Here is a 19,203-nt window from a genome sequence, read left to right as displayed (position 1 = left end):
CTATATTTTTAGTATATTATAAGTAATTCAAACTAAAACACTTTTTTTTAACTTAAAACTATCAAGATGACAAAAAAACTACTATTATTAGCGCTTTCAGTATTTCCTATTGGAGGAGCTTTACACGCACAGGATATCAAATATTGGGACTTTGGTGCCAAGGAACTTGGTGCTGGATATGAAAACGTAATGCCATCAAACTACCTTAACGCCTTTGCAAATTACAACCGTCAAGTACAATATACAGACAATGAAGGTATTGAACATTTCCCTAATGAAGGTTTCGAAAATGAAAGCGGCCAAAGTGCTCAGTCACTATATTTTAGCACCTACAATCCGAATTATGCCGACTATACTGGTAACGCTCGTTTTCAAGTGACTTCTAAAGGCTCTTCACCTACCCCTCCAGGAGGTACTTTATTAAGTGGAGAAAGCTTATACACTAAACCACAAGAGCTTCCAGATTTAGATGGTGCAACCAACTTGGTTTTTCAACGAGACAGTAATAGCGATAGAATTTTAACAGTAAATAAAAATATAACGCGATTCGATGAGCGTGATGAGATGCCAGATGATATGGATCCTGCATTATATCCAGGTTGCCTACAATACACAACCCCAGGAGAAAAAAGATGGGACAGAAATGGTGGACGTGGCTTTCTAATTGATTTACAAGCTGGACAGTGGGTTACTGTAGTAGGGTCTGGACAATACACCGATATTGAAGGCGATGGTACCTTAGGCTTTAGCACTGGATATTTTAAATTCGAAACTTTTGGTGGTACAGGTACAACTGTAGATATTACTGATTGGGGCGCTGGCACAGGAAATCCTAATGGCCCTATAGATGGAGACGATACTGGAGATGAAGCTGTAAGAGTTATGCAATTTCAAGCTGGACCAGCTGGTACATACCGAATAGCCAACAGAGGTGGTACAATACGCGTGTATAGAATTTACTTAGGACAGGTTGACGCTGATTTAGGTAGTGGTTTAGAGACCAACATTTACATTAATGGCGAATACAGCAAAACGCTTAGTACAAAAGAAGTAAATAAACAAACATCTACCGATGTTCAAGCTATAGGCGATAGAGTTTACATTTCTAATGTAACTGCTAAAACTACGGTTAACATTTATAGCATTACTGGAGCTTTAGTTAAAACTATTGAAACTAATGAGGATATGAATTTTGACTTTAAACCAGGATTATGGTTAACAACCATTAAAACGGCTGATGGTCTTAAATCTAAAAAATTATTAGTACAGTAATCATTTACAATCCATAATTTCACAAAGCGTCTAAACTATTTTAGACGCTTTTTTTTATTCTATCTTTTTTAATTATTAACTCACACCAAAACATAAAAAAAGCCTAGCACTAAGCTAAGCTTTTTAAAATATATGTATTGCAACCGTCAGGGTTAAACCCTAAAGTATTGTATTAATACGTTACGTAATCGGTAATTTCCAAACCGTATCCTATCATTCCAACGCGTTTGGTATGTGAGCTATTAGATAACAGTTTTAATTTATGAATGGAGATATCGTGTAATATCTGTGCGCCTATACCAAAATCTTTAGCATCCATAACCACGCTTGGTGCTTTAACGACTTCTCCTGGTTGCTGCTGCTCTTTTAAAACCGATAAACGGTTAAGTAAATTGATTGCCTTAGGCTCCTGATTAATAAATAAAATTGCGCCTCGACCCTCTTCATTTATCACCTTAAACATATTATCTAATTTAGCATCGGCGTTATTGGTTAAGGTTCCCAAGATGTCGTTATTTACTAAAGTAGAATTTACACGTGTTAACACAGGCTCGTCTGCACTCCACTCGCCTTTGGTTAAAGCTAAATGTATTTGGTTATTGGTGGTTTGCTTATAAGCTCGAAGTCTAAAACTACCAAATCGTGTTTCGATATCGAAATCTTCTTTTTTCTCAATCAAAGAATCGTGTTGCATGCGGTAAGCCACTAAATCTTCGATAGACACGACTTTTAAATCGAATTTTTTAGCCACATCTATCAGCTGGGGCAAACGCGCCATACTACCATCTTCATTCATTATTTCAACAATAATTCCTGCTGGTGGCAAACCTGCCAATCGGGCAAAATCTATAGCCGCTTCGGTGTGCCCTGTACGTCTTAAAACGCCACCATCTTTAGCCACTAAAGGAAAAATATGTCCGGGTCTCGCCAATTCAAAACCTTTGGTTTCTGGATCCACCAATGCTTTTACGGTTTTAGCTCTATCAGCAGCCGAAATCCCTGTAGACACACCTTTACCGCGTAAATCTACAGAAACAGTAAATGCCGTTTCCATATGGTCGGTATTGTTACTAACCATCATATTTAAATCTAAAGCCTTACATCTAGACTCTGTTAAAGGGGCACAAATTAACCCTCGACCATGTGTGGCCATAAAGTTTACCATTTCTGGAGTTACCTTGCTTGCCGCAGCTACAAAATCGCCTTCGTTTTCGCGATCTTCGTCGTCTACAACAATTATCACCTTGCCATTTCTAATATCGTCTATGGCTTCTTTTATACTATCTAACTTAATAGTTTGTGTGTCTTTAGAATCTGTTATCATGGTGCAAAGATATTGCTTTTACTTTAAAAGTTGAACGGCATTTTTACTTAAGTCGTCTTTCGTTTTATGCTTAAAAACCACATAGAAAATAGGATACAACACAACACCTACAATAATAAAGATAATATGACTAGCTTTATTTTTCTGTTTAAACTGTTGGTAAAATGCCTTTAAACGCAAATGCTGCGCAATGTAAAACGCTACAAAAATAGCAAAACTAACTAGGCTTACTTTTATAGCGACATCTGCCATTTCTGGCAATTTATTATTTTTAAATACAAAATGAAGTATTAATAACACCACCCCTAAACCATAAGTTACTAAAGCTATTTTAGCATATATCGTAAACTGCTTTACGTAGCGTTTGGCCACATCTAAAGCAGGGTCTATTTGTATGCCTTTGTCTCGAATGGCATCTAAACTCAGGTTACGGTTTTCTAAGGTTTTTAACGCTTCAATTTTACCTGTTGGATGATAATTATACACCGTAGGGTCTTTTACAAGTTCTAATAATTTATCTTCCTTATAGCGTCCGAAATCATTAAAATCGAAACTTAGGCCGTTTTCGTCTTTATCTTTATTCTTAAATGGCAACAACTTCTTTAATGGCTCCATAATATGATCGAATTCAAACAAACCTTTATCGGCTGTCGCACGACGCGTTAAAAACACACCCAACGGAAACATTATAATGGTTGAAAACCACGACGCCAACACCGGATTAAAACTACCGTCTTTAGCACTGTTTTTAGCAAATATGCCAATAAAATGATAAGTTAAAAACAATAATATGGCAATAACCATAGGCAAGCCCAAACCTCCTTTTCTGATTAAAGCCCCTAATGGCGCTCCAACAAAAAACAAAATTACACAAGCAAAACCTAAAGACAGTTTTTCGTGCAGGGCTATAACGTGTTTATTTAACCAAGACGATTTCGCTTTAAACGATTTATCGTTCGTTTCTATAATCTGTTTGGTACTAGAAGTATTATTTAAAGCCAACTCTACTATTTGAAGTTTTTTGTAGGTGGTAAACATGTCTAAAATAGCACCGCTATACACCGTATCGGTTTTAGGTTTCATGCCTCCGTTTAGGTTCTTAACCCCAAACCTATTGTATATATTTTTTGAAAACGATTTATAATCTTCGTCGCGTTCTACAGTTAACGAATCTATGGTGTAGTTAAGATCGGACACGTTTAACATATTGTATTTGTCGGTCACGTTTTTTTCTTCCAGATCCACATCGTCCAATTGCGATATGTCGGTGTTTAGAGTATAAGTTTCAAAACTACTTTTAGTTAATGGCCTACGACGGCGCTCAGCGGCCTTTTTAGGCGGCGTATCGTCGTAATAATTGCCATCTTTCAATATTAGCTTTAATATATCGGAATTTTCGTTACTCAACAACTCGCCTTCTTTAGCTATAATGGTGGTGTAATTCCCAGATCCTGTTTCAGCTTTTTTATGAATGATGACATCGTGCAGATATTGATCGTTATCGCCTGTTTTTTTTGAGACTTTAATATTAATTTCGCCAGCTTCGTTAAACTGTCCTTCTACAATGGCCATTGCCGGTTTTAGCTTGGCTATGTTTTTTCTGAGGTTATACGAGTTATATTCGCCCCACGGAATTACATCGTTAGCAAAAAAGAATGTTACCACCCCCAGAATAACTATAAATATACTTAAGCCCGCCATGGCGCGTTGTAAAGATATACCTGTAGATTTCATGGCCGCGAATTCGTAATTTTCTGCAAAACTACCAAACACCATTATTGAAGATAATAAAATGGTAAGCGGCAATACCAAGGGTATTAATTTAGGTGCATAATACAACAAGAATTTAAATACTATTATAATATCCAGATCTTTACCCGCTAGCTCTTTTATAAACAGCCAAATGGTTTGTAATACAAAAATCAGCATGAGAATAACAAACACGCTGATAAAAGTTTTTAGATAGGTAGTGAGTATGTAACGATCTAATATTTTCAAGTATCTAACTAATTAAGTGTATTAATGTAGTATCCTTTGTATTTATTTTTATCGAAATCGAACAAAGACTTAGATAAGGTATCGTTAGTTTCGAAAGACGTTACGGTAAGTGTTGTTTTGGTACCATTTTTACCCACTTCTATCAAGTTGTAAATGTGCTTGGTCTGGGCGTCTATTCCTAATAAAACATGCTGTATTTCGGAATTAGAATCGATAGGTGTTAGCTTTACATATTGAATGCTTCTACCTTTAACATTTTGGTCGATATCCATTTTGTACGTGTACCCATCGTTATAAAACGATAACATTTTACTTGGTGTAATGCTATTCTCGTCGTTCGGATCTTCTTTAGAGATGGTTACTTCTTCATCTTCCGGATTAATACTGTATAAGGTCTTTCCGTCGTAAATTCTTGTAATTCCTAAAATATTAAGCACATACTTATCGCCTTGCATAACCACATTACCACGGGTTTCTTGATTAATGTTTTCGGCCTCGTTATGCAACACGTATTTAAAATCTAAAGCAATATTATCGTAAGCTTTTACCTTTTGAGACACATCGTCTAGTAGGGCTTTCGCTTTTGCATCGTTTTGTGCCATACCCACAATGGTAAAACAAAGTGCAAGGGCAAGAAAAACAGTTTTCATTTTAAGAGTTCTTTTCATTTTCTAATAATTGTTCAAGGGCTATAAAATCTGGCACTAACACTTGTCGGGCTTTACTGCCTTCAAAAGGGCCAACAATGCCTGCTGCCTCTAACTGGTCTATTAATCTACCAGCACGATTATAACCTAATTTTAATTTACGTTGTAATAAAGATGCCGATCCTTGTTGTGCGGTAACAATAACCTCGGCGGCCTCTCTAAACAACTTATCTCTGTCGGCAATATCGATATCAAGATTTGTGCCACCATCTTCGCCAACATACTCTGGCAGTAAATAAGCATCTGGATACGCTTTTTGCGACCCTATAAATTCGGTTATTTTTTCAACTTCCGGCGTATCTACAAAGGCACATTGTATACGTATCATATCGTTGCCCTGCGTGTACAACATATCCCCTCGCCCGATTAACTGATCGGCTCCAGAGCCATCTAAAATGGTACGGGAATCTATTTTTGAAGTCACTCTAAATGCAATACGCGCGGGGAAATTCGCTTTAATTATACCTGTAATAACGTTAACCGACGGACGCTGCGTGGCGATTATTAAATGAATACCAATAGCACGCGCTAATTGTGCCAAACGTGCAATTGGGGTTTCTACCTCTTTACCTGCCGTCATAATTAAATCGGCAAACTCATCGACTACCAGTACGATATACGGTAAAAAATGATGCCCGTCGTTAGGGTTTAGTTTACGTGCTTTAAACTTAGCGTTATACTCTTTTAAATTACGACACATGGCATTTTTAAGCATCTCGTAACGGTTGTCCATTTCTATACACAACGAGTTAAGCGTGTTAATTACCTTGGTGTTATCGGTAATAATGGCATCTTCGCTATCTGGCAGTTTCGCTAAGTAATGACGTTCTATTTTATTGAATAAAGTCAATTCTACCTTTTTAGGATCTACCAAAACAAACTTCACCTCAGCGGGATGTTTTTTGTATAATAACGACGTTAGTACCGCGTTTAACCCAACCGATTTTCCTTGTCCGGTTGCACCGGCCATAAGCATGTGTGGCATTTTCGCAAGGTCAACGACAAAGGTTTCGTTACTAATGGTTTTACCCAAAGCAATTGGCAATTCCATTTCCGATTTCTGGAACTTCTGCGAGGCAATTACCGAACGCATAGACACGATGGTAGAATCGGTATTAGGCACCTCTATACCAATGGTTCCTTTACCAGGTATAGGCGCAATAATACGAATACCCAAGGCCGAAAGCGACAAAGCGATATCGTCTTCTAAGTTTTTAATTTTGGAAATTCTAACCCCTGCCTCTGGTACAATTTCGTAAAGTGTTACCGTTGGCCCAATGGTCGCTTTAATACTCGCTATACCAATTTTGTAATTGTTAAGCGTTTCTACAATTCTGTTTTTATTGTTTTCTAGCTCTTCCTGGTTAATGGTAATGCCCTCGGCATCGTATTTCTTCAGTAATTCCAGGGGTGGAAACTGGTATTTACCCAGCTCTAAAGTAGGATCGAACAGGCCGTAATCTTCAACCAGCTTATTGGCTAAATTATCGGTTTCCGAAAGTTCTTCCTCTACTTCTTCTACTTCTATATTGAGTTGCGGCGTAGTCTCTATATCTTCTTCTACCGGCGCTTCAACCTCGAAAGTACTTTCTACTTGTTTTTTTTCTGGTGTTGCCACTGGCTCAAACTCTACAACCGGTGTTGGTTCTGGAATTGGTTCTGGCGCTTTGGCTGGTTGTGGAGATTGTTTTGGGGTATCGTAAACCGATTTTATGGCTTCGGCTTCTTCGGTTAAATTGTTATCGACTGCAAAACTATCGCTCTCTTTTTCACTTTTAATTTCGTCGGACAAGCCTTTTTTAGCCGATTTAAAGAATGTAGCTATCGATTGAAACGTTAACTGAAAACGCGTAGCCAAATACACTATTAAACCAAACAAGAGTAACAAGCCAACGCCTAAAACGCCGATATAATCTTGTAAAAAAGTATTGGTTTCAAACCCCACTGTTCCTCCTAAAACGGCATGTGTTTTACCAAAAAAACCAAAGAATACAGACACCCAAAGCATGAGGTAAAGTCCCCAAAACCAACGTTGGCGCAACTTGGTTTTATTAATATCCAGCATGATGTACAAACCCGATAAAAAGCAAAGTCCCGATAAAATAAACGATGCTATACCAAATCCGCGATATATAAAAACATCGCTTAACCAGGCGCCAAATTTTTTCACCCAGTTATTCGCTTCGGCTTCGCGAACAGAAAATTCATTTAAAATACTTTGGTCGGCTTTACCAGTAAAGAAATACGATAAAAAAGCAGTACATAACACCACGCCCAACAGCATTAAAAAGCTTCCAAAAATAAGCTTTTGTTGGTTGGTTAAATTCAGACTTGGTTTCTTAAATTTAGGTGTGCTAGTTTGCTTGGTTTTCGTTTTCTTTTTAGCCATCAACGCCTTGTTGTTAATTTGAACAAAAATACAAATTACTAACGTTTATCCTAGACCAATAGTATTTAAAATACTTTCGGAAAATAAATAATACAGCCTACCACGCTTGCGGCTATAGCTGCTATAAAAACGGCTCCTGCCGAGATGTCTTTAATATGGCCTATTTTAGAGTGAAAGTCTGGGTGTATAAAATCGGCAATAGCCTCTATTGCAGTGTTGAGGCCTTCTGCCCCCATAACCAAACCAATGGCGAGCATTTGCAGCATCCATTCGGTTGGTGAAATCTGATAATAAAACCCAGCAGCCGTTACCAGCAACCCAATAACAAACTGGATTTTTATACTCGATTCGGTTTTTAAGAGTAGGACAGCGCCTTTAAACGCATATCCTACACTTTTAATTCTGTTAACTAAAAACGATTCTTTTTTAGCCATTTTATATCGCTGCCAAGGCCGCTTTATAATTTGGTTCGTCTACAGTTTCGGCAACTTGTTCGGTGTATTTTACAGTACCTTCTTCATCTATTACCACTACACTTCTAGACAATAGTGCTTCTAACGGTCCGGTTGTAAAATCTACACCGTAAGCTTTTCCAAAATTACCATCTTTAAAGTCCGATAACGAAATTACATTTTCTAAACCTTCAGCACCACAAAAACGCGCTTGTGCAAATGGTAAATCGCGAGATACACAAAGTACTTTTGTATTTTCTAATGCGCTGGCAGTTTTATTAAATTCTCTTACCGATTGCGCGCAAGTGCCAGTATCTACACTCGGAAAAATGTTTAAAATAACTTTGCTTCCGCTAAAGTCGCTTAACGATTTAGAGCCTAACTCTACCGTTGTTAATGTAAAATCTGGTGCTTTGCTACCTACTTTTGGTAGTTCGCCCGATGTTTCTATTGCATTACCTTTTAAGGTTACTGTTGCCATAATTGAATTATTTTTTTAATTGAAGATTAAAAATACAAATAATTGATATTCTAATTTATGGTTTTACAATTTTTTAATAAAAATGTATTTTTTGTGGTTGTGATGATGGTTATGATTTCTTGAATGATTTATGTGTTCATTTTATCCGTATTACAATTTGCTTTACGTTTTTAATCGTTTGCAATCTGCTGTGTTAACAAACTAATGTCAGGTCGAGCGCAGTCGAGACCTTCTCTTTAAAGCAGAAATTGTAATGACTTCTCGACTGCGCTCGAAGTGACAACATATTTTAAACACTAACGCATGATGCTATTTTACAATAAACTTTCGATAGGCCGAAGTTTGGGTTTATTAAAAACAAAACTCGATCTAGAATACCCCACCATAATTAACACGAATTATAACAGTCCGTTTTAAAATCTGTTGCGGATGCTATTGTTTTTAACAAAAAAAATCACTTTAATCTATACAGACCAAAGTGATTTCTTTACAAAACAAACCGTTTCGCGATTATTTAAACTTATTTAAACCCGCTTTTAACCACGCGTGATATTCGTCGGCATCTGGGGTGTAACCTACCGGATCCATTAAATTGCTTTCGTCGTGGTCCATAAGCACGTAGAACGGTTGCGAGTTGGCTTTGTATTTTACCGCTTGCAATTCGCTCCATTTTTGTCCAATATATTTTAATTGCTTGCCTGGTTTTAATTGCGACTCTACCACCTCATCGGCTTCCAGCTTACGCTTATCGTCTACGTACAACGAGATTAACACCACCTCGTTCTTTAAAATATTTAAAATCTCTGGCTCTGGCCATACGTTCTGTTCCATTTTACGGCAGTTTACACAAGCCCAACCCGTAAAATCCAACATGACAGGCTTGCCCACTTGTTTGGCATAAGCCAAACCTTTATCGTAATCGTTAAAGGCCAAGATATCGTGTGGCGCCAACAGGTGCGCTCCGTCTGGCAGCTCGCCGTGGGCTGCCGCTACGCCCCCACCTACTTTAGAATAGCCTACCCCGTAAGGCGACTCGCTATACTCTAACGGCGGCGGGAAAGCACTAATTAAATTTAGTGGTGCTCCCCATAGTCCCGGTATCATATAAATGGTAAAACTGAGTACAATTAGTCCCAAACCTAAACGGCCTACTGAAATATGTGTTAAAGGCGAATCGTGTGGCAATTGTATTTTTCCGAATAAATAAAAGGCTAAGGTACCAAACACCGCAATCCAGATGGCGATAAATACTTCGCGCTCTAAGAAATGGGTTTGTAATACCAAATCGGCTTGCGATAAGAATTTAAATGCCAAGGCCAGTTCTAAAAACCCTAGTACTACTTTTACCGTATTTAACCAGCCGCCCGATTTTGGCAAGGAGTTTAACCACCCTGGAAAAGCAGCAAACAAGGCAAATGGTAAAGCAATGGCCAGAGAAAACCCTAACATGCCCACTATAGGAGCAATACCTCCTTTAGATGCGGCTTCGACCAGTAAAGTACCTACAATTGGCCCGGTACACGAAAAGGACACAATGGCTAAGGCCAAGGCCATAAAAAAAATGCCAATTAATCCGCCGCGGTCGGCTTGCGAATCTACTTTATTGGCCCAAGAGTTGGGCAACATGATTTCGAAAGCCCCTAAAAACGACACTGCGAACACAACCAACAGGATAAAGAAAATAATGTTAAACCATACGTTGGTGGCCAGTGCGTTTAGCGCATCGGCACCAAATATTCCCGTTACTGCGGTACCTAAAAGTACGTAAATGATGATGATACAAAGCCCATATATAATAGCATTTTTAATACCTACGGCCTTGTTTTTACTTTGTTTGGTAAAGAAACTTACCGTCATTGGGATCATTGGGAACACACATGGTGTTAACAAAGCGGCAAAACCCGATAAAAAGGCGATAAAAAAGATGCTGAACAAACCGCGATTTTCGTCCTGTTTTTCTTCGGTTTTAATGGTATCTACTATGTCTTTGTCTGTTTCGGTAGCTGCTGGTGGCGCATGAGGATCGGTATTTGATGCCGCTGCATTATCGGTAATATGGAACTCTAAATCTACCTCGGTTGGTGGCAAACAACGGGTGTCGTCGCACACCATAAACTCTACAAAACCTGTAATGGTTTTGGTGGCTTTGGTAACGGTTACCTTTTGTATAAATTCGGCTTCACCTTCAAAAAACTTAATTTTCATGCCAAATACAGGGTCGTCTACCGTGTGCCCCTCGCCTTCTGTAGTATTGCCTACTATGGTAAAGTTACCCGCACTATCGTCGTACACAAATGTGGTAGGTATTGGGCCATCGGCTGGTACGTGTTGCGAGTACAAATGCCACCCTATCTCTACAGTAGCTTTAGTAATCAAGTTATACTCGGTATCGGAAATTTTTTCTACACTGGTGCTCCAGCTTACGGGTTCCAATATTTGTGCCTGAACCATACTCGTTATTAAAATAACGCATACTAATAGAAGTTTTCTCATTTAGATTTGAGTTTTTTTAAAAAAAGGTCGTGAGATCTGCTTTATCCTTTCAAAGGTGCCGAAATTAATCCATCCCCTTCTAAAGGTCTTGCAAAAATAAGAATCTTGAACACTTACCGAAATTATTAACATTTTGTATAGATTATCTTCAGTCTCTAAGCCGTTAAAAGCGCCTGATTTTACACATTAACAATTGGCAACATGGCAATCCTAAAAACTACGTACATACACGTATTTTTTACAAAAGCTTGTTTTTCAACAGGTTAAATACTTATATTAGCCATAACTAACTAGTAAACAATCAGCACGTTAGGTGCATTATTAAAACCATAATACAATGAAAAACCCAAAATTACCAACCCCACACCTAAACAACACCGATTTACATTTTGACACCCACATGATTTTAAACGAAGACTGGTACACGAACGAAGACCTTATGGCGCACCTTAACATAAGCAAGAGCACACTATACCGCTTACGCGCCAAAAACAACATACCCGCCTTTAAGTTGGGGCGCACCGTTATTTATCCTAAAAATTATATTAACAAATTTTTGTTACAAGGCGCTCTGCAAAGCTTACAACCTATAAAAACTAAACCACTATAGACTGGAAGTCCATAGGTTTTAAAAATAGACTGAAAGTCTGATCATTTGAGCGCATTTTAGCCACAAATACACGAATGTTTCTATAAAATCTATGTCAAATATTCGTGCATTCGTGGCGCAAAAAATAGTTATAGACACTCAAAGTCTTACACTAAAATTACATAGTTTAAACTAACGACTGAGACCTATAAAGAGTAAACCTATACCATAACCACTATAGACTAGAAATCCATAGGTTTTAAAAACAGACTGAAAGTCCGATTATTTGAGCGCATTTTAGCCACAAATACACGAATGTTTCTATAAAATCTATGTCAAATATTAGCGACGCAATAAATAGTTATAGAAACTCAAAGTCTTGCACCAAAATTACATAGTTTGAACTAACACCTGAAACCAATAAAGAGTAAGCCTATACCATAATCACTATAGACTGGAAGTCCATTGGTTTTAAAACAGACTGAAAGGCAGATTATTTGAGCTCATTTTAACCACAAATACACAAATATGCCTATAAAATCTATGTCGAATATTCGTGCATTCGTAGCGTAAAAAAATAGTTACAAAAACTCAAAATCTTGCACTAAAATTGCATAGTTTAAACTAACGACTGAGACTAATAAAGAGTAAACCTATACCATAACCACTATAGACTGGAAGTCCGTAGGTTTAAAAACAGATTGAAAGTCTGATCATTTGAGCGCATTTTAGCCACAAATACACGAATGTTTCTATAAAATCCATGTCAAATATTCGTGCTTTCGTGGCGCAAAAATTACTACAACAAGTTACCCATACCCTTATACAAAAAAGTCTGGTGCAGTTTACGCAACCCGTAAACCTAGCCAGACTTTTTTACTGTGCCACAATGGGCTTGGGTAGTTATTGCACCGTAACCTCGCCCAAATAGGTACTTATTGCCGCATGGGTACCGGTGGCCTGCACAAAGGTTGCCCAAACCGCTACCTGAAAACCAGCCATAAACGGCGGTAAGTTAAGGGTGGCACTGGTTTGGTCTCTGGTGGCTACGTTTAAATTGGTGTAAAAGGTGTCTAAGCCTGGGGCATACACCACAACCACCATAACATCGAACGCGCTGGCATTGCCCTGTCCACTATTATCGGCCCAACCTACATTAAGGTTCTGGTTGGCTGCTGCGGCAAGTGTAGGGCTGTCTATACCCCGCAAATCGCCTTTGCTAATAAGTACCTTGGTAAAATCTAAACTGTAGCCTAAAGGTTCTGCTACCAGCGCCTCGCGCAAGTGGTACGAAGTGGCCATATTGTAGCACGACTTATCGCCTTGTTTACTACCAAAATACAAACTGAGCACCGATTTAATAGGTGTTAAAAACGAAATAACTATTTTAAACTTTTCGCGTTGCTCCGCCTGCTTTTCGGTTGGGGTATAATTACCGCGTTGTGGTAAACTGCGCATTACGTTTTTGCCGCGCCAACGCGACCCGACTACATTGCCTACTTTGCCTGAAAATCCGCCAAGTATGCCTTTTTCAAATGTTGCCATAATTCATGGTTTTTTTGGTTAATATGCCGCTAAACTAAAACGCATTTTACTGAAAAACAAATGGTTGACACGTCCTGACCGCACATGATTGCTTATGACCTAACATGACCGCTTATGACACCTCCTGACACGTTATGACACGCTATGACACTCTATGACCTGTATTGACACCTCCTGACCGCTCCTGACACCAAAATGCGATTTTTAGGGGGTTTTGTTCGAGTCTTGTTCGGGTTTTGTTCGTCTCTGGCTCGGACTTATATTTTAAAAATCGAGTTTTTTAAAACAAATCTCGAAGCACACTGCCAGCACATGGCCAGATGTATTGAAAAATAGGTATATTAGTTGCTAAGAACGACTTGCTGGGTTGAGGGAATTCGGAAGTTGTGCCCAAGGTTAAAAACACACTGCTTCAATGAAAGATAAAGTATCAACATATGACTTGATTAAAACTTTTTTTAAGATGAAATCAGAACAATTAATCGCTATTTCAAATCAAGCGATAGTTGAGCATTCTTCATTGAAAGGAAGTCATCGTGAAAACCTGATTGATATTTATCTTAAAGAAATCTTACCCAAGAGATTTGGCATTGGAAAAGGAATGGTTTACGGTATTTTAGGAAAAAGTAAAGAATCAGACTTAATTATTTGGGATGAACATAATTTTCCAAGCTTAAAACTTTTAGGACACTCAATGTTCTTTGTTGAATCTGTAAAATCAATAATGGAAATAAAAACCAACTGGTCAAAAGATGTTTTTAATGACATTAAAACTAAAAAGATTGCAGCTTCTAAAATTTCAAGCTTACCACAATCCCCAAACATTGAGCAAAGAGTTCAGTTTTTAGAACACAAAGTCGAAGCAGTTGAAAACAACGAAAAGGTAAATGTAATTTTTTCAACACCTAAAATATTACCATTCATTTCATTTATATTCAATGGCGGAGAAAATTTCACCATAGACAATATAGATAATGATGAATTAAAAAATGTGCATACAGAATATCCAGACTTGACCATTTTTCTAAAAGCAGGAAAGGTTCTTGAAAAACAATATGTCTATGACGAAGACGATATGACAAAAGGAAATGCTTTTTTGAATTTACACAATGCAGGAGAAAATGCCCTTTTAATTTTCACTTCCTTACTATTGGAAAAATTAATGATTAACACAAATTTTTCAGACTATCCTTTAAGTTTTATAAAATACGGACCACCCTTTTATGAGCATAAAATTGACTTCATCGAATTTCCTGTTGAGGGACAGTTTCCAGGAATTTATTACGGAGCAAATTTAAAAAATGAAGAAAATGAATAAAACTCAGGGCATAACCATGTTTATAAAAAATTGCTACTTAAAAAACAGGTATATTAGTTACCAGAAACGACTTATTGAGTTGAGGCTATTTGGAGCTTGTACGCAAGCAAAAAAACACAAAAGCTAGAAGCGGTACACCCACAAAAAATAGATGATTTGGAAGCACTGAAAAAATCTATTTTGCAAAAGGCATTCCGTAGTGAGCTTGTAGAACCAGCGGGAGAATTGGAAAGCCCCAAAGGGGCGACATCTGTTAACGATGGGTATAGCCCATCGGGAAAGAAAACAAAAAACAAGATAAGCCCTGAAAGGGCGTAATACAAAAATATGGGACAGTCTCTCGTTAAAAACTATATACATATCATATTCAGCACCAAACACCGCGAACCGCTAATACATCCACCCATAGAAGCAGAACTACATGCTTATCTTGGTGGCATCTGCAATAAACTAGACTGTCCCGTTATTAAAGTAGGCGGTTACAGCGACCATATTCATATACTCTGTATGCTATCCAAAAAGATAACCTTGATGAAGCTGATGGAGGAACTGAAATCACATTCATCTAAATGGATCAAAACAAAGGGAACTGGATATGAAAACTTTTATTGGCAGGATGGATACGGAGCATTTTCGGTAAATCCTTCTGAAATAGACACAGTAATTGCCTACATCGCTAATCAACACGAACACCATAGCAAGAAAACATTTCAAGATGAATACCGTGCTTTTCTTAAAAAATATAATGTAGAATATAACGAGAAGTATGTTTGGGATTAGATATTTCGCCCTTTCGGGGCTTATGGTTTTGTGGCTCTGCCACTTTGATAGGGCTTCACCCTATCTTAATGTATTATATCCCCTCGGGGCAACTAAAACAAGCTATATGAACGAATGTCTGGCTCTAGAGTAGGTTGACTAAAAATTGCTGATTTCAACCTCGCCAACGTAACTAAAACAGGTATATTAATTACAAGAAACGACTTGCTGGATTGCGACTATGCAGGAATTAGCATTAATAGCGAAACTCGCTTAAACGCAAGCCACTCGCAACTGAAGTTTTAAAAAAATTTACAAGTAATTGTAAAAAACTGACGATTTGCGATTAATTAATTTAAATTCGTTTTTGAAAACTACAACCCAAACTATCAATTTTTTATGAAAACAAAACTACTTTTATGGAGTTTCCTACTTATTTCGTGTATTGTGTTGTCTCAAAACACAGTAATACCAGACCCGAATTTTGAAAAAGCATTAATAGAATTAGGTATTGACACCAATCCTACGATTGATGGTGTTGTACCTACAGCTAATATTAGTTACATAAAAACTTTAAAAATTTCATCAAAAGACATTGCTTCTTTAACAGGTCTAGAGGGATTTACGTCTTTACAGGTTTTAAATTGTTCTGATAATCAATTATCAAATTTAGATGTGAGTAGTAATACCGCATTAATAGAATTGAATTGCAGTAATAACCAATTAACAAGTTTAGATGTCAGTAGTAATACTACGTTAGAAACTTTTGGTTGCAGTTATAATCAATTATCAAGTATAAATGTTACCAGTAATACTATGTTAGAACTCTTCAGTTGTAAAAATAATCAACTAACAAATTTAGATGTGAGTAGAAATACTATGTTAACATTCTTAAACTGCGAAGATAATGCATTGAAAAATATAGATCTGATTGGTACTACATCGCTAGAAGCATTGTCTTGCTACAATAATCAATTAACACGTTTAGATGTAAGTAGTAATACAGTGTTAGGAGCATTGTATTGCAACAACAACCAATTAACACGTTTAGATGTGAGTAACAACACAGCGTTAACAGTCTTGAATTGCGATACTAATCAATTAACAAATTTAGATGTCAGTAGTAATACAGCGTTAAACACCTTGGGGTGTAGCAGTAATCAATTAACACGTTTAGATGTGAGTAGTAATACCATGTTACAGTCTTTGGATTTTGGTGATAATCAATTATCAAGTATAGATGTCAGTAATAATACAATGTTATATTTTTTGAATTGCTTTAATAACCAATTAACAAGTTTAGATTTGAGGACTAATACAGTATTAGAAATTTTTAGTTGTAGCAGTAATCAATTAACCAGTTTAGATATTAGAAATGGAGCTAATACCGAATTGGAGTTTTTTTATGCAGAAAACAATAAGAATTTAACATGTATTTTTGTAGATGATGCATCTTGGAGCAGCACTAACTGGACACATATAGACAACACGTCTACCTTTGTTAATACTGAAACAGAATGCGAAAAATTAAATATAGTAGATAATTCATTTGTCTCGGAACCATTAATTTACCCAAACCCAAGTTATGGTTTGTCTAAAATAAATTTAGGCACTACATATAGCGATGTTAAACTAAAAATAACTGATGTATTAGGTAAAACTGTTCTGGAACAAAGTTATTTTGATATTCAGAATATTGAAGTAAATACTTCAAATTATACAAAAGGTCTTTACTTTATACAACTACAAGCTTTAAATAAAAATGCTACATTAAAATTAATCGTAAAATAGTGTTTTATGGTACTACTGTAAAGTTTGGATTTAGGATACAAACTATCGTTTAAAACATACAACCTCTTTTTTAATAAATTTAAAAACCGTTAGGTAATATCACCAACAAAAAATTGCTAATTACAACCCTGTCAACGTAACTAAAAAAGGTATATTCGCTGCCAGAAATAACGTATTGGCTTTAGGGTACACGGGAGTTTGGTGTAAATTGACCAACTATTCTAAAAATTGTAAAAACAACTCATAAATTCATTCAATGACACTTAAAAATATAATTTTATTCTCAATAACCTTATCGCTTACATCTTGTGCTTTAAAACCGATTACTTCGGATTATACTTTTATAGAAACTGACTTGAAAAAAGTTGAACTTGATAAGTTAGGAAACGGAACAATACTAATATATAACGGTGCAGACATGTTACATAAAATTGATAATACAGCTAGATTAAACATTTGGATTAACAATAAAGCATTAGGACAAATTAGAGCGAGTGAATATGTTATTATTAGCCTCAAAAATGGAAAGTACCAGTTTAAAGCCTTACATATTGACCTTGTAAATATGAAAAGTGAACACGATGTTGAAATTGACAAAAAAACTAAGGTTATTAAAATTAAACCAAATATTACATCTAACCGTTTAACAGTAACAAATGAATTACCAGAGAACTTCGATAAATTTAAATATGCTGAAAAAAGATAATAAAAAACTATATACAATACCGTTAGCTATACTTAACAGAATGAATTTTCCTGAAATAGGTTGACCAAAAATTAAGCAATTAATTACAGTCACTTATGAAAACTCAAAAAGAACACTGGCAAAAAAAAAGCTACCAAAAAGTCAATTTAGAGACCAAACTTTTGGTCGTTGACCAAATCCTAACCGGACACATCTCAAACAACCAAGCTTCTAAAAAATACGATGTCCCAAGGACAACAATTTCCTATTGGTTAAGAAAATACAGTACATTAGTACAACAAAATACTGGTATGAGCAAAAACGACGAGATCAAAAAACTTAAAGAACGTATTGAAGAACTAGAGTTTCAAAAAGACTTCCAACAGGATATTATCGCTGATATGGAGCTCATTACAGGCGTAGATATGTCAAAAAAGTCATTGCCCAAAACATTGGCAAAAGAGATAGAGAAAAAGAAGAAAGACCGTTTAAAAGAAAATGGATCTACGGATGTTTTGGGATTAGTAAACAAGCCTTCTACAAAAGGATCAAAAACCAACAAAAACAAGAATTAGACCTCCAAAAAATAGTTGCTTTAGTTAAGGATTACCGTAAAAAAGTAGGCTCTAAAACAGGAGGAATCAAACTGTATAAAGAGCTAAAACAGGAACTTATCAACAACAACATTAAAATTGGCAGAGATAAATTCTATAGGCTTTTAAGGCTAAACAGCTTGCTGGTTCCTAAAACTAAAAACTACATCACAACCACGAACTCTAACCACATGTACAAAAAATACAAAAACCTAGTCAAAGACCACGTCCCTACCCGGCCCGAACAGCTATGGGTTAGCGATATCACATATATCAAAACAGAAAACGGCCATAATTACCTTGCCATTATAACCGATGCCTATTCAAAGAAAATAATGGGTTATAAACTTGATAACCATATGAGAACTTCGCTTTGCTTAGAAGCGCTTAATATGGCCATAAAAAACAGAAAATATCCAAAGAAAAAACTCATTCATCATTCCGACAGAGGCTTACAGTACTGCAATCCTAAGTACACAGATTTTGCTGAGAGCAATGGTATTACAATGAGCATGACAGAACAATACGACCCTTATGAAAACGCTGTTGCTGAGCGTATTAACAGAACGCTAAAACATGAATATGGGCTAAAACAAACTATTAAAAACACCAAAATGGCTCAAAAACTAACAGACCAAGCTGTATATATTTACAACAACCTTAGAACCCATTTTAGCCTGGATCTAAGAAAGCCCGATGAAGTTCACCGAAATCCCAATATAAAATATAGATCCTATAGAAAAAATAATGTAAGTTTACCTGAACTAACGATTTAAAAAGACCTAGTTCAAATTATTTTTTGCCTTC

General features: G+C 36.6%; 17 protein-coding genes. 9 read left to right on the top strand and 8 right to left on the bottom strand.

Going from position 1 to position 19,203, the window contains the following annotated elements:
* Positions 1 to 66 precede the first annotated feature (66 nt).
* Positions 67 to 1,272, top strand: coding sequence for a T9SS type A sorting domain-containing protein (locus ACR9EA_RS04890; RefSeq protein ID WP_435138312.1), 1,206 nt, complete (start codon positions 67 to 69; stop codon positions 1,270 to 1,272).
* Between the two features lie 172 nt (positions 1,273 to 1,444).
* Here the strand turns inward: ACR9EA_RS04890 and ribB are convergent, their stop codons facing one another.
* From ribB to ACR9EA_RS04855, 7 genes are all read right to left on the bottom strand, one after another.
* Positions 1,445 to 2,596 carry a 3,4-dihydroxy-2-butanone-4-phosphate synthase gene (gene ribB, locus ACR9EA_RS04885; protein WP_435138310.1) on the bottom strand — a complete coding sequence of 384 codons (1,152 nt, stop codon included), beginning with the start codon at positions 2,594 to 2,596 and terminating at the stop codon, positions 1,445 to 1,447.
* Positions 2,597 to 2,614: 18 nt separating this feature from the next.
* Positions 2,615 to 4,594, bottom strand: coding sequence for an LptF/LptG family permease (locus ACR9EA_RS04880; protein WP_435138308.1), 1,980 nt, complete (start codon positions 4,592 to 4,594; stop codon positions 2,615 to 2,617).
* A gap of 8 nt (positions 4,595 to 4,602) precedes the next feature.
* Complete coding sequence (locus tag ACR9EA_RS04875) at positions 4,603 to 5,244, bottom strand: LolA family protein (protein ID WP_435138306.1); 642 nt, start codon at positions 5,242 to 5,244, stop codon at positions 4,603 to 4,605.
* 1 nt (position 5,245) lies between these two features.
* Positions 5,246 to 7,690 (bottom strand): DNA translocase FtsK 4TM domain-containing protein, encoded by a 2,445-nt coding sequence (locus tag ACR9EA_RS04870; protein WP_435138304.1) that lies wholly within the window; start codon positions 7,688 to 7,690, stop codon positions 5,246 to 5,248.
* A 65-nt stretch (positions 7,691 to 7,755) separates the two neighbouring features.
* On the bottom strand, positions 7,756 to 8,124 hold the full coding sequence (locus ACR9EA_RS04865) for a diacylglycerol kinase (RefSeq protein ID WP_435138302.1): 369 nt from the start codon (positions 8,122 to 8,124) through the stop codon (positions 7,756 to 7,758).
* 1 nt (position 8,125) lies between these two features.
* Positions 8,126 to 8,623 (bottom strand): thiol peroxidase, encoded by a 498-nt coding sequence (tpx, locus tag ACR9EA_RS04860; RefSeq protein WP_435138300.1) that lies wholly within the window; start codon positions 8,621 to 8,623, stop codon positions 8,126 to 8,128.
* A gap of 510 nt (positions 8,624 to 9,133) precedes the next feature.
* Positions 9,134 to 11,116 (bottom strand): protein-disulfide reductase DsbD family protein, encoded by a 1,983-nt coding sequence (locus tag ACR9EA_RS04855; RefSeq protein WP_435138298.1) that lies wholly within the window; start codon positions 11,114 to 11,116, stop codon positions 9,134 to 9,136.
* A 337-nt stretch (positions 11,117 to 11,453) separates the two neighbouring features.
* On the opposite strand from ACR9EA_RS04855, the gene ACR9EA_RS04850 reads away from it, so the two are divergent.
* Positions 11,454 to 11,726 carry a helix-turn-helix domain-containing protein gene (locus ACR9EA_RS04850; RefSeq protein ID WP_435138296.1) on the top strand — a complete coding sequence of 91 codons (273 nt, stop codon included), beginning with the start codon at positions 11,454 to 11,456 and terminating at the stop codon, positions 11,724 to 11,726.
* A gap of 882 nt (positions 11,727 to 12,608) precedes the next feature.
* On the opposite strand, the gene ACR9EA_RS04845 is transcribed toward ACR9EA_RS04850, so the two are convergent.
* On the bottom strand, positions 12,609 to 13,250 hold the full coding sequence (locus ACR9EA_RS04845) for a DUF6266 family protein (RefSeq protein ID WP_435138294.1): 642 nt from the start codon (positions 13,248 to 13,250) through the stop codon (positions 12,609 to 12,611).
* A 415-nt stretch (positions 13,251 to 13,665) separates the two neighbouring features.
* Between ACR9EA_RS04845 and ACR9EA_RS04840 the strand changes: the two genes are divergently transcribed.
* From ACR9EA_RS04840 to ACR9EA_RS04810, 7 genes are all read left to right on the top strand, one after another.
* Positions 13,666 to 14,568: a DUF6602 domain-containing protein gene (locus tag ACR9EA_RS04840; protein ID WP_435138292.1), complete on the top strand. Its 903-nt coding sequence runs from the start codon at positions 13,666 to 13,668 to the stop codon at positions 14,566 to 14,568.
* A gap of 96 nt (positions 14,569 to 14,664) precedes the next feature.
* On the top strand, positions 14,665 to 14,886 hold the full coding sequence (locus ACR9EA_RS04835) for a hypothetical protein (protein WP_435138290.1): 222 nt from the start codon (positions 14,665 to 14,667) through the stop codon (positions 14,884 to 14,886).
* Between the two features lie 9 nt (positions 14,887 to 14,895).
* Positions 14,896 to 15,348 carry an IS200/IS605 family transposase gene (tnpA, locus tag ACR9EA_RS04830; protein ID WP_435138288.1) on the top strand — a complete coding sequence of 151 codons (453 nt, stop codon included), beginning with the start codon at positions 14,896 to 14,898 and terminating at the stop codon, positions 15,346 to 15,348.
* Between the two features lie 378 nt (positions 15,349 to 15,726).
* Positions 15,727 to 17,118 (top strand): T9SS type A sorting domain-containing protein, encoded by a 1,392-nt coding sequence (locus ACR9EA_RS04825; protein WP_435138286.1) that lies wholly within the window; start codon positions 15,727 to 15,729, stop codon positions 17,116 to 17,118.
* 256 nt (positions 17,119 to 17,374) lie between these two features.
* A complete protein-coding gene (locus ACR9EA_RS04820; RefSeq protein ID WP_435138284.1) occupies positions 17,375 to 17,824 on the top strand; it encodes a hypothetical protein in 450 nt (149 codons plus the stop codon).
* Positions 17,825 to 17,919: 95 nt separating this feature from the next.
* Positions 17,920 to 18,378, top strand: coding sequence for a transposase (locus ACR9EA_RS04815; protein ID WP_435138282.1), 459 nt, complete (start codon positions 17,920 to 17,922; stop codon positions 18,376 to 18,378).
* Positions 18,306 to 19,172, top strand: coding sequence for an IS3 family transposase (locus tag ACR9EA_RS04810; protein WP_435139812.1), 867 nt, complete (start codon positions 18,306 to 18,308; stop codon positions 19,170 to 19,172). The genes ACR9EA_RS04815 and ACR9EA_RS04810 overlap by 73 nt, the downstream gene beginning before the upstream one ends.
* The last annotated feature ends 31 nt before the right edge of the window (positions 19,173 to 19,203 follow it).

The organism is Formosa sp. A9 (assembly GCF_051200825.1).
Classification (GTDB): Bacteria; Bacteroidota; Bacteroidia; order Flavobacteriales; family Flavobacteriaceae; genus Formosa.
Note: the sequence above shows the minus strand (reverse complement) of the source record. Positions and strands in the feature narration are given on the sequence as shown.

What these genes read in the sequence shown, in the direction of transcription:
- ACR9EA_RS04855 (WP_435138298.1), bottom strand. Translation starts at nt 11,116, where the DNA reads ATGAGAAAACTTCTATTAGTATGCGTTATTTTAATAACGAGTATGGTT.
- ACR9EA_RS04845 (WP_435138294.1), bottom strand. Translation starts at nt 13,250, where the DNA reads ATGGCAACATTTGAAAAAGGCATACTTGGCGGATTTTCAGGCAAAGTA.
- ACR9EA_RS04865 (WP_435138302.1), bottom strand. Translation starts at nt 8,124, where the DNA reads ATGGCTAAAAAAGAATCGTTTTTAGTTAACAGAATTAAAAGTGTAGGA.
- ACR9EA_RS04875 (WP_435138306.1), bottom strand. Translation starts at nt 5,244, where the DNA reads ATGAAAACTGTTTTTCTTGCCCTTGCACTTTGTTTTACCATTGTGGGT.
- ACR9EA_RS04815 (WP_435138282.1), top strand. Translation starts at nt 17,920, where the DNA reads ATGAAAACTCAAAAAGAACACTGGCAAAAAAAAAGCTACCAAAAAGTC.
- ACR9EA_RS04890 (WP_435138312.1), top strand. Translation starts at nt 67, where the DNA reads ATGACAAAAAAACTACTATTATTAGCGCTTTCAGTATTTCCTATTGGA.
- ACR9EA_RS04840 (WP_435138292.1), top strand. Translation starts at nt 13,666, where the DNA reads ATGAAAGATAAAGTATCAACATATGACTTGATTAAAACTTTTTTTAAG.
- ACR9EA_RS04850 (WP_435138296.1), top strand. Translation starts at nt 11,454, where the DNA reads ATGAAAAACCCAAAATTACCAACCCCACACCTAAACAACACCGATTTA.
- ACR9EA_RS04870 (WP_435138304.1), bottom strand. Translation starts at nt 7,690, where the DNA reads ATGGCTAAAAAGAAAACGAAAACCAAGCAAACTAGCACACCTAAATTT.
- ACR9EA_RS04820 (WP_435138284.1), top strand. Translation starts at nt 17,375, where the DNA reads ATGACACTTAAAAATATAATTTTATTCTCAATAACCTTATCGCTTACA.
- tnpA (WP_435138288.1), top strand. Translation starts at nt 14,896, where the DNA reads ATGGGACAGTCTCTCGTTAAAAACTATATACATATCATATTCAGCACC.
- ribB (WP_435138310.1), bottom strand. Translation starts at nt 2,596, where the DNA reads ATGATAACAGATTCTAAAGACACACAAACTATTAAGTTAGATAGTATA.
- tpx (WP_435138300.1), bottom strand. Translation starts at nt 8,623, where the DNA reads ATGGCAACAGTAACCTTAAAAGGTAATGCAATAGAAACATCGGGCGAA.
- ACR9EA_RS04825 (WP_435138286.1), top strand. Translation starts at nt 15,727, where the DNA reads ATGAAAACAAAACTACTTTTATGGAGTTTCCTACTTATTTCGTGTATT.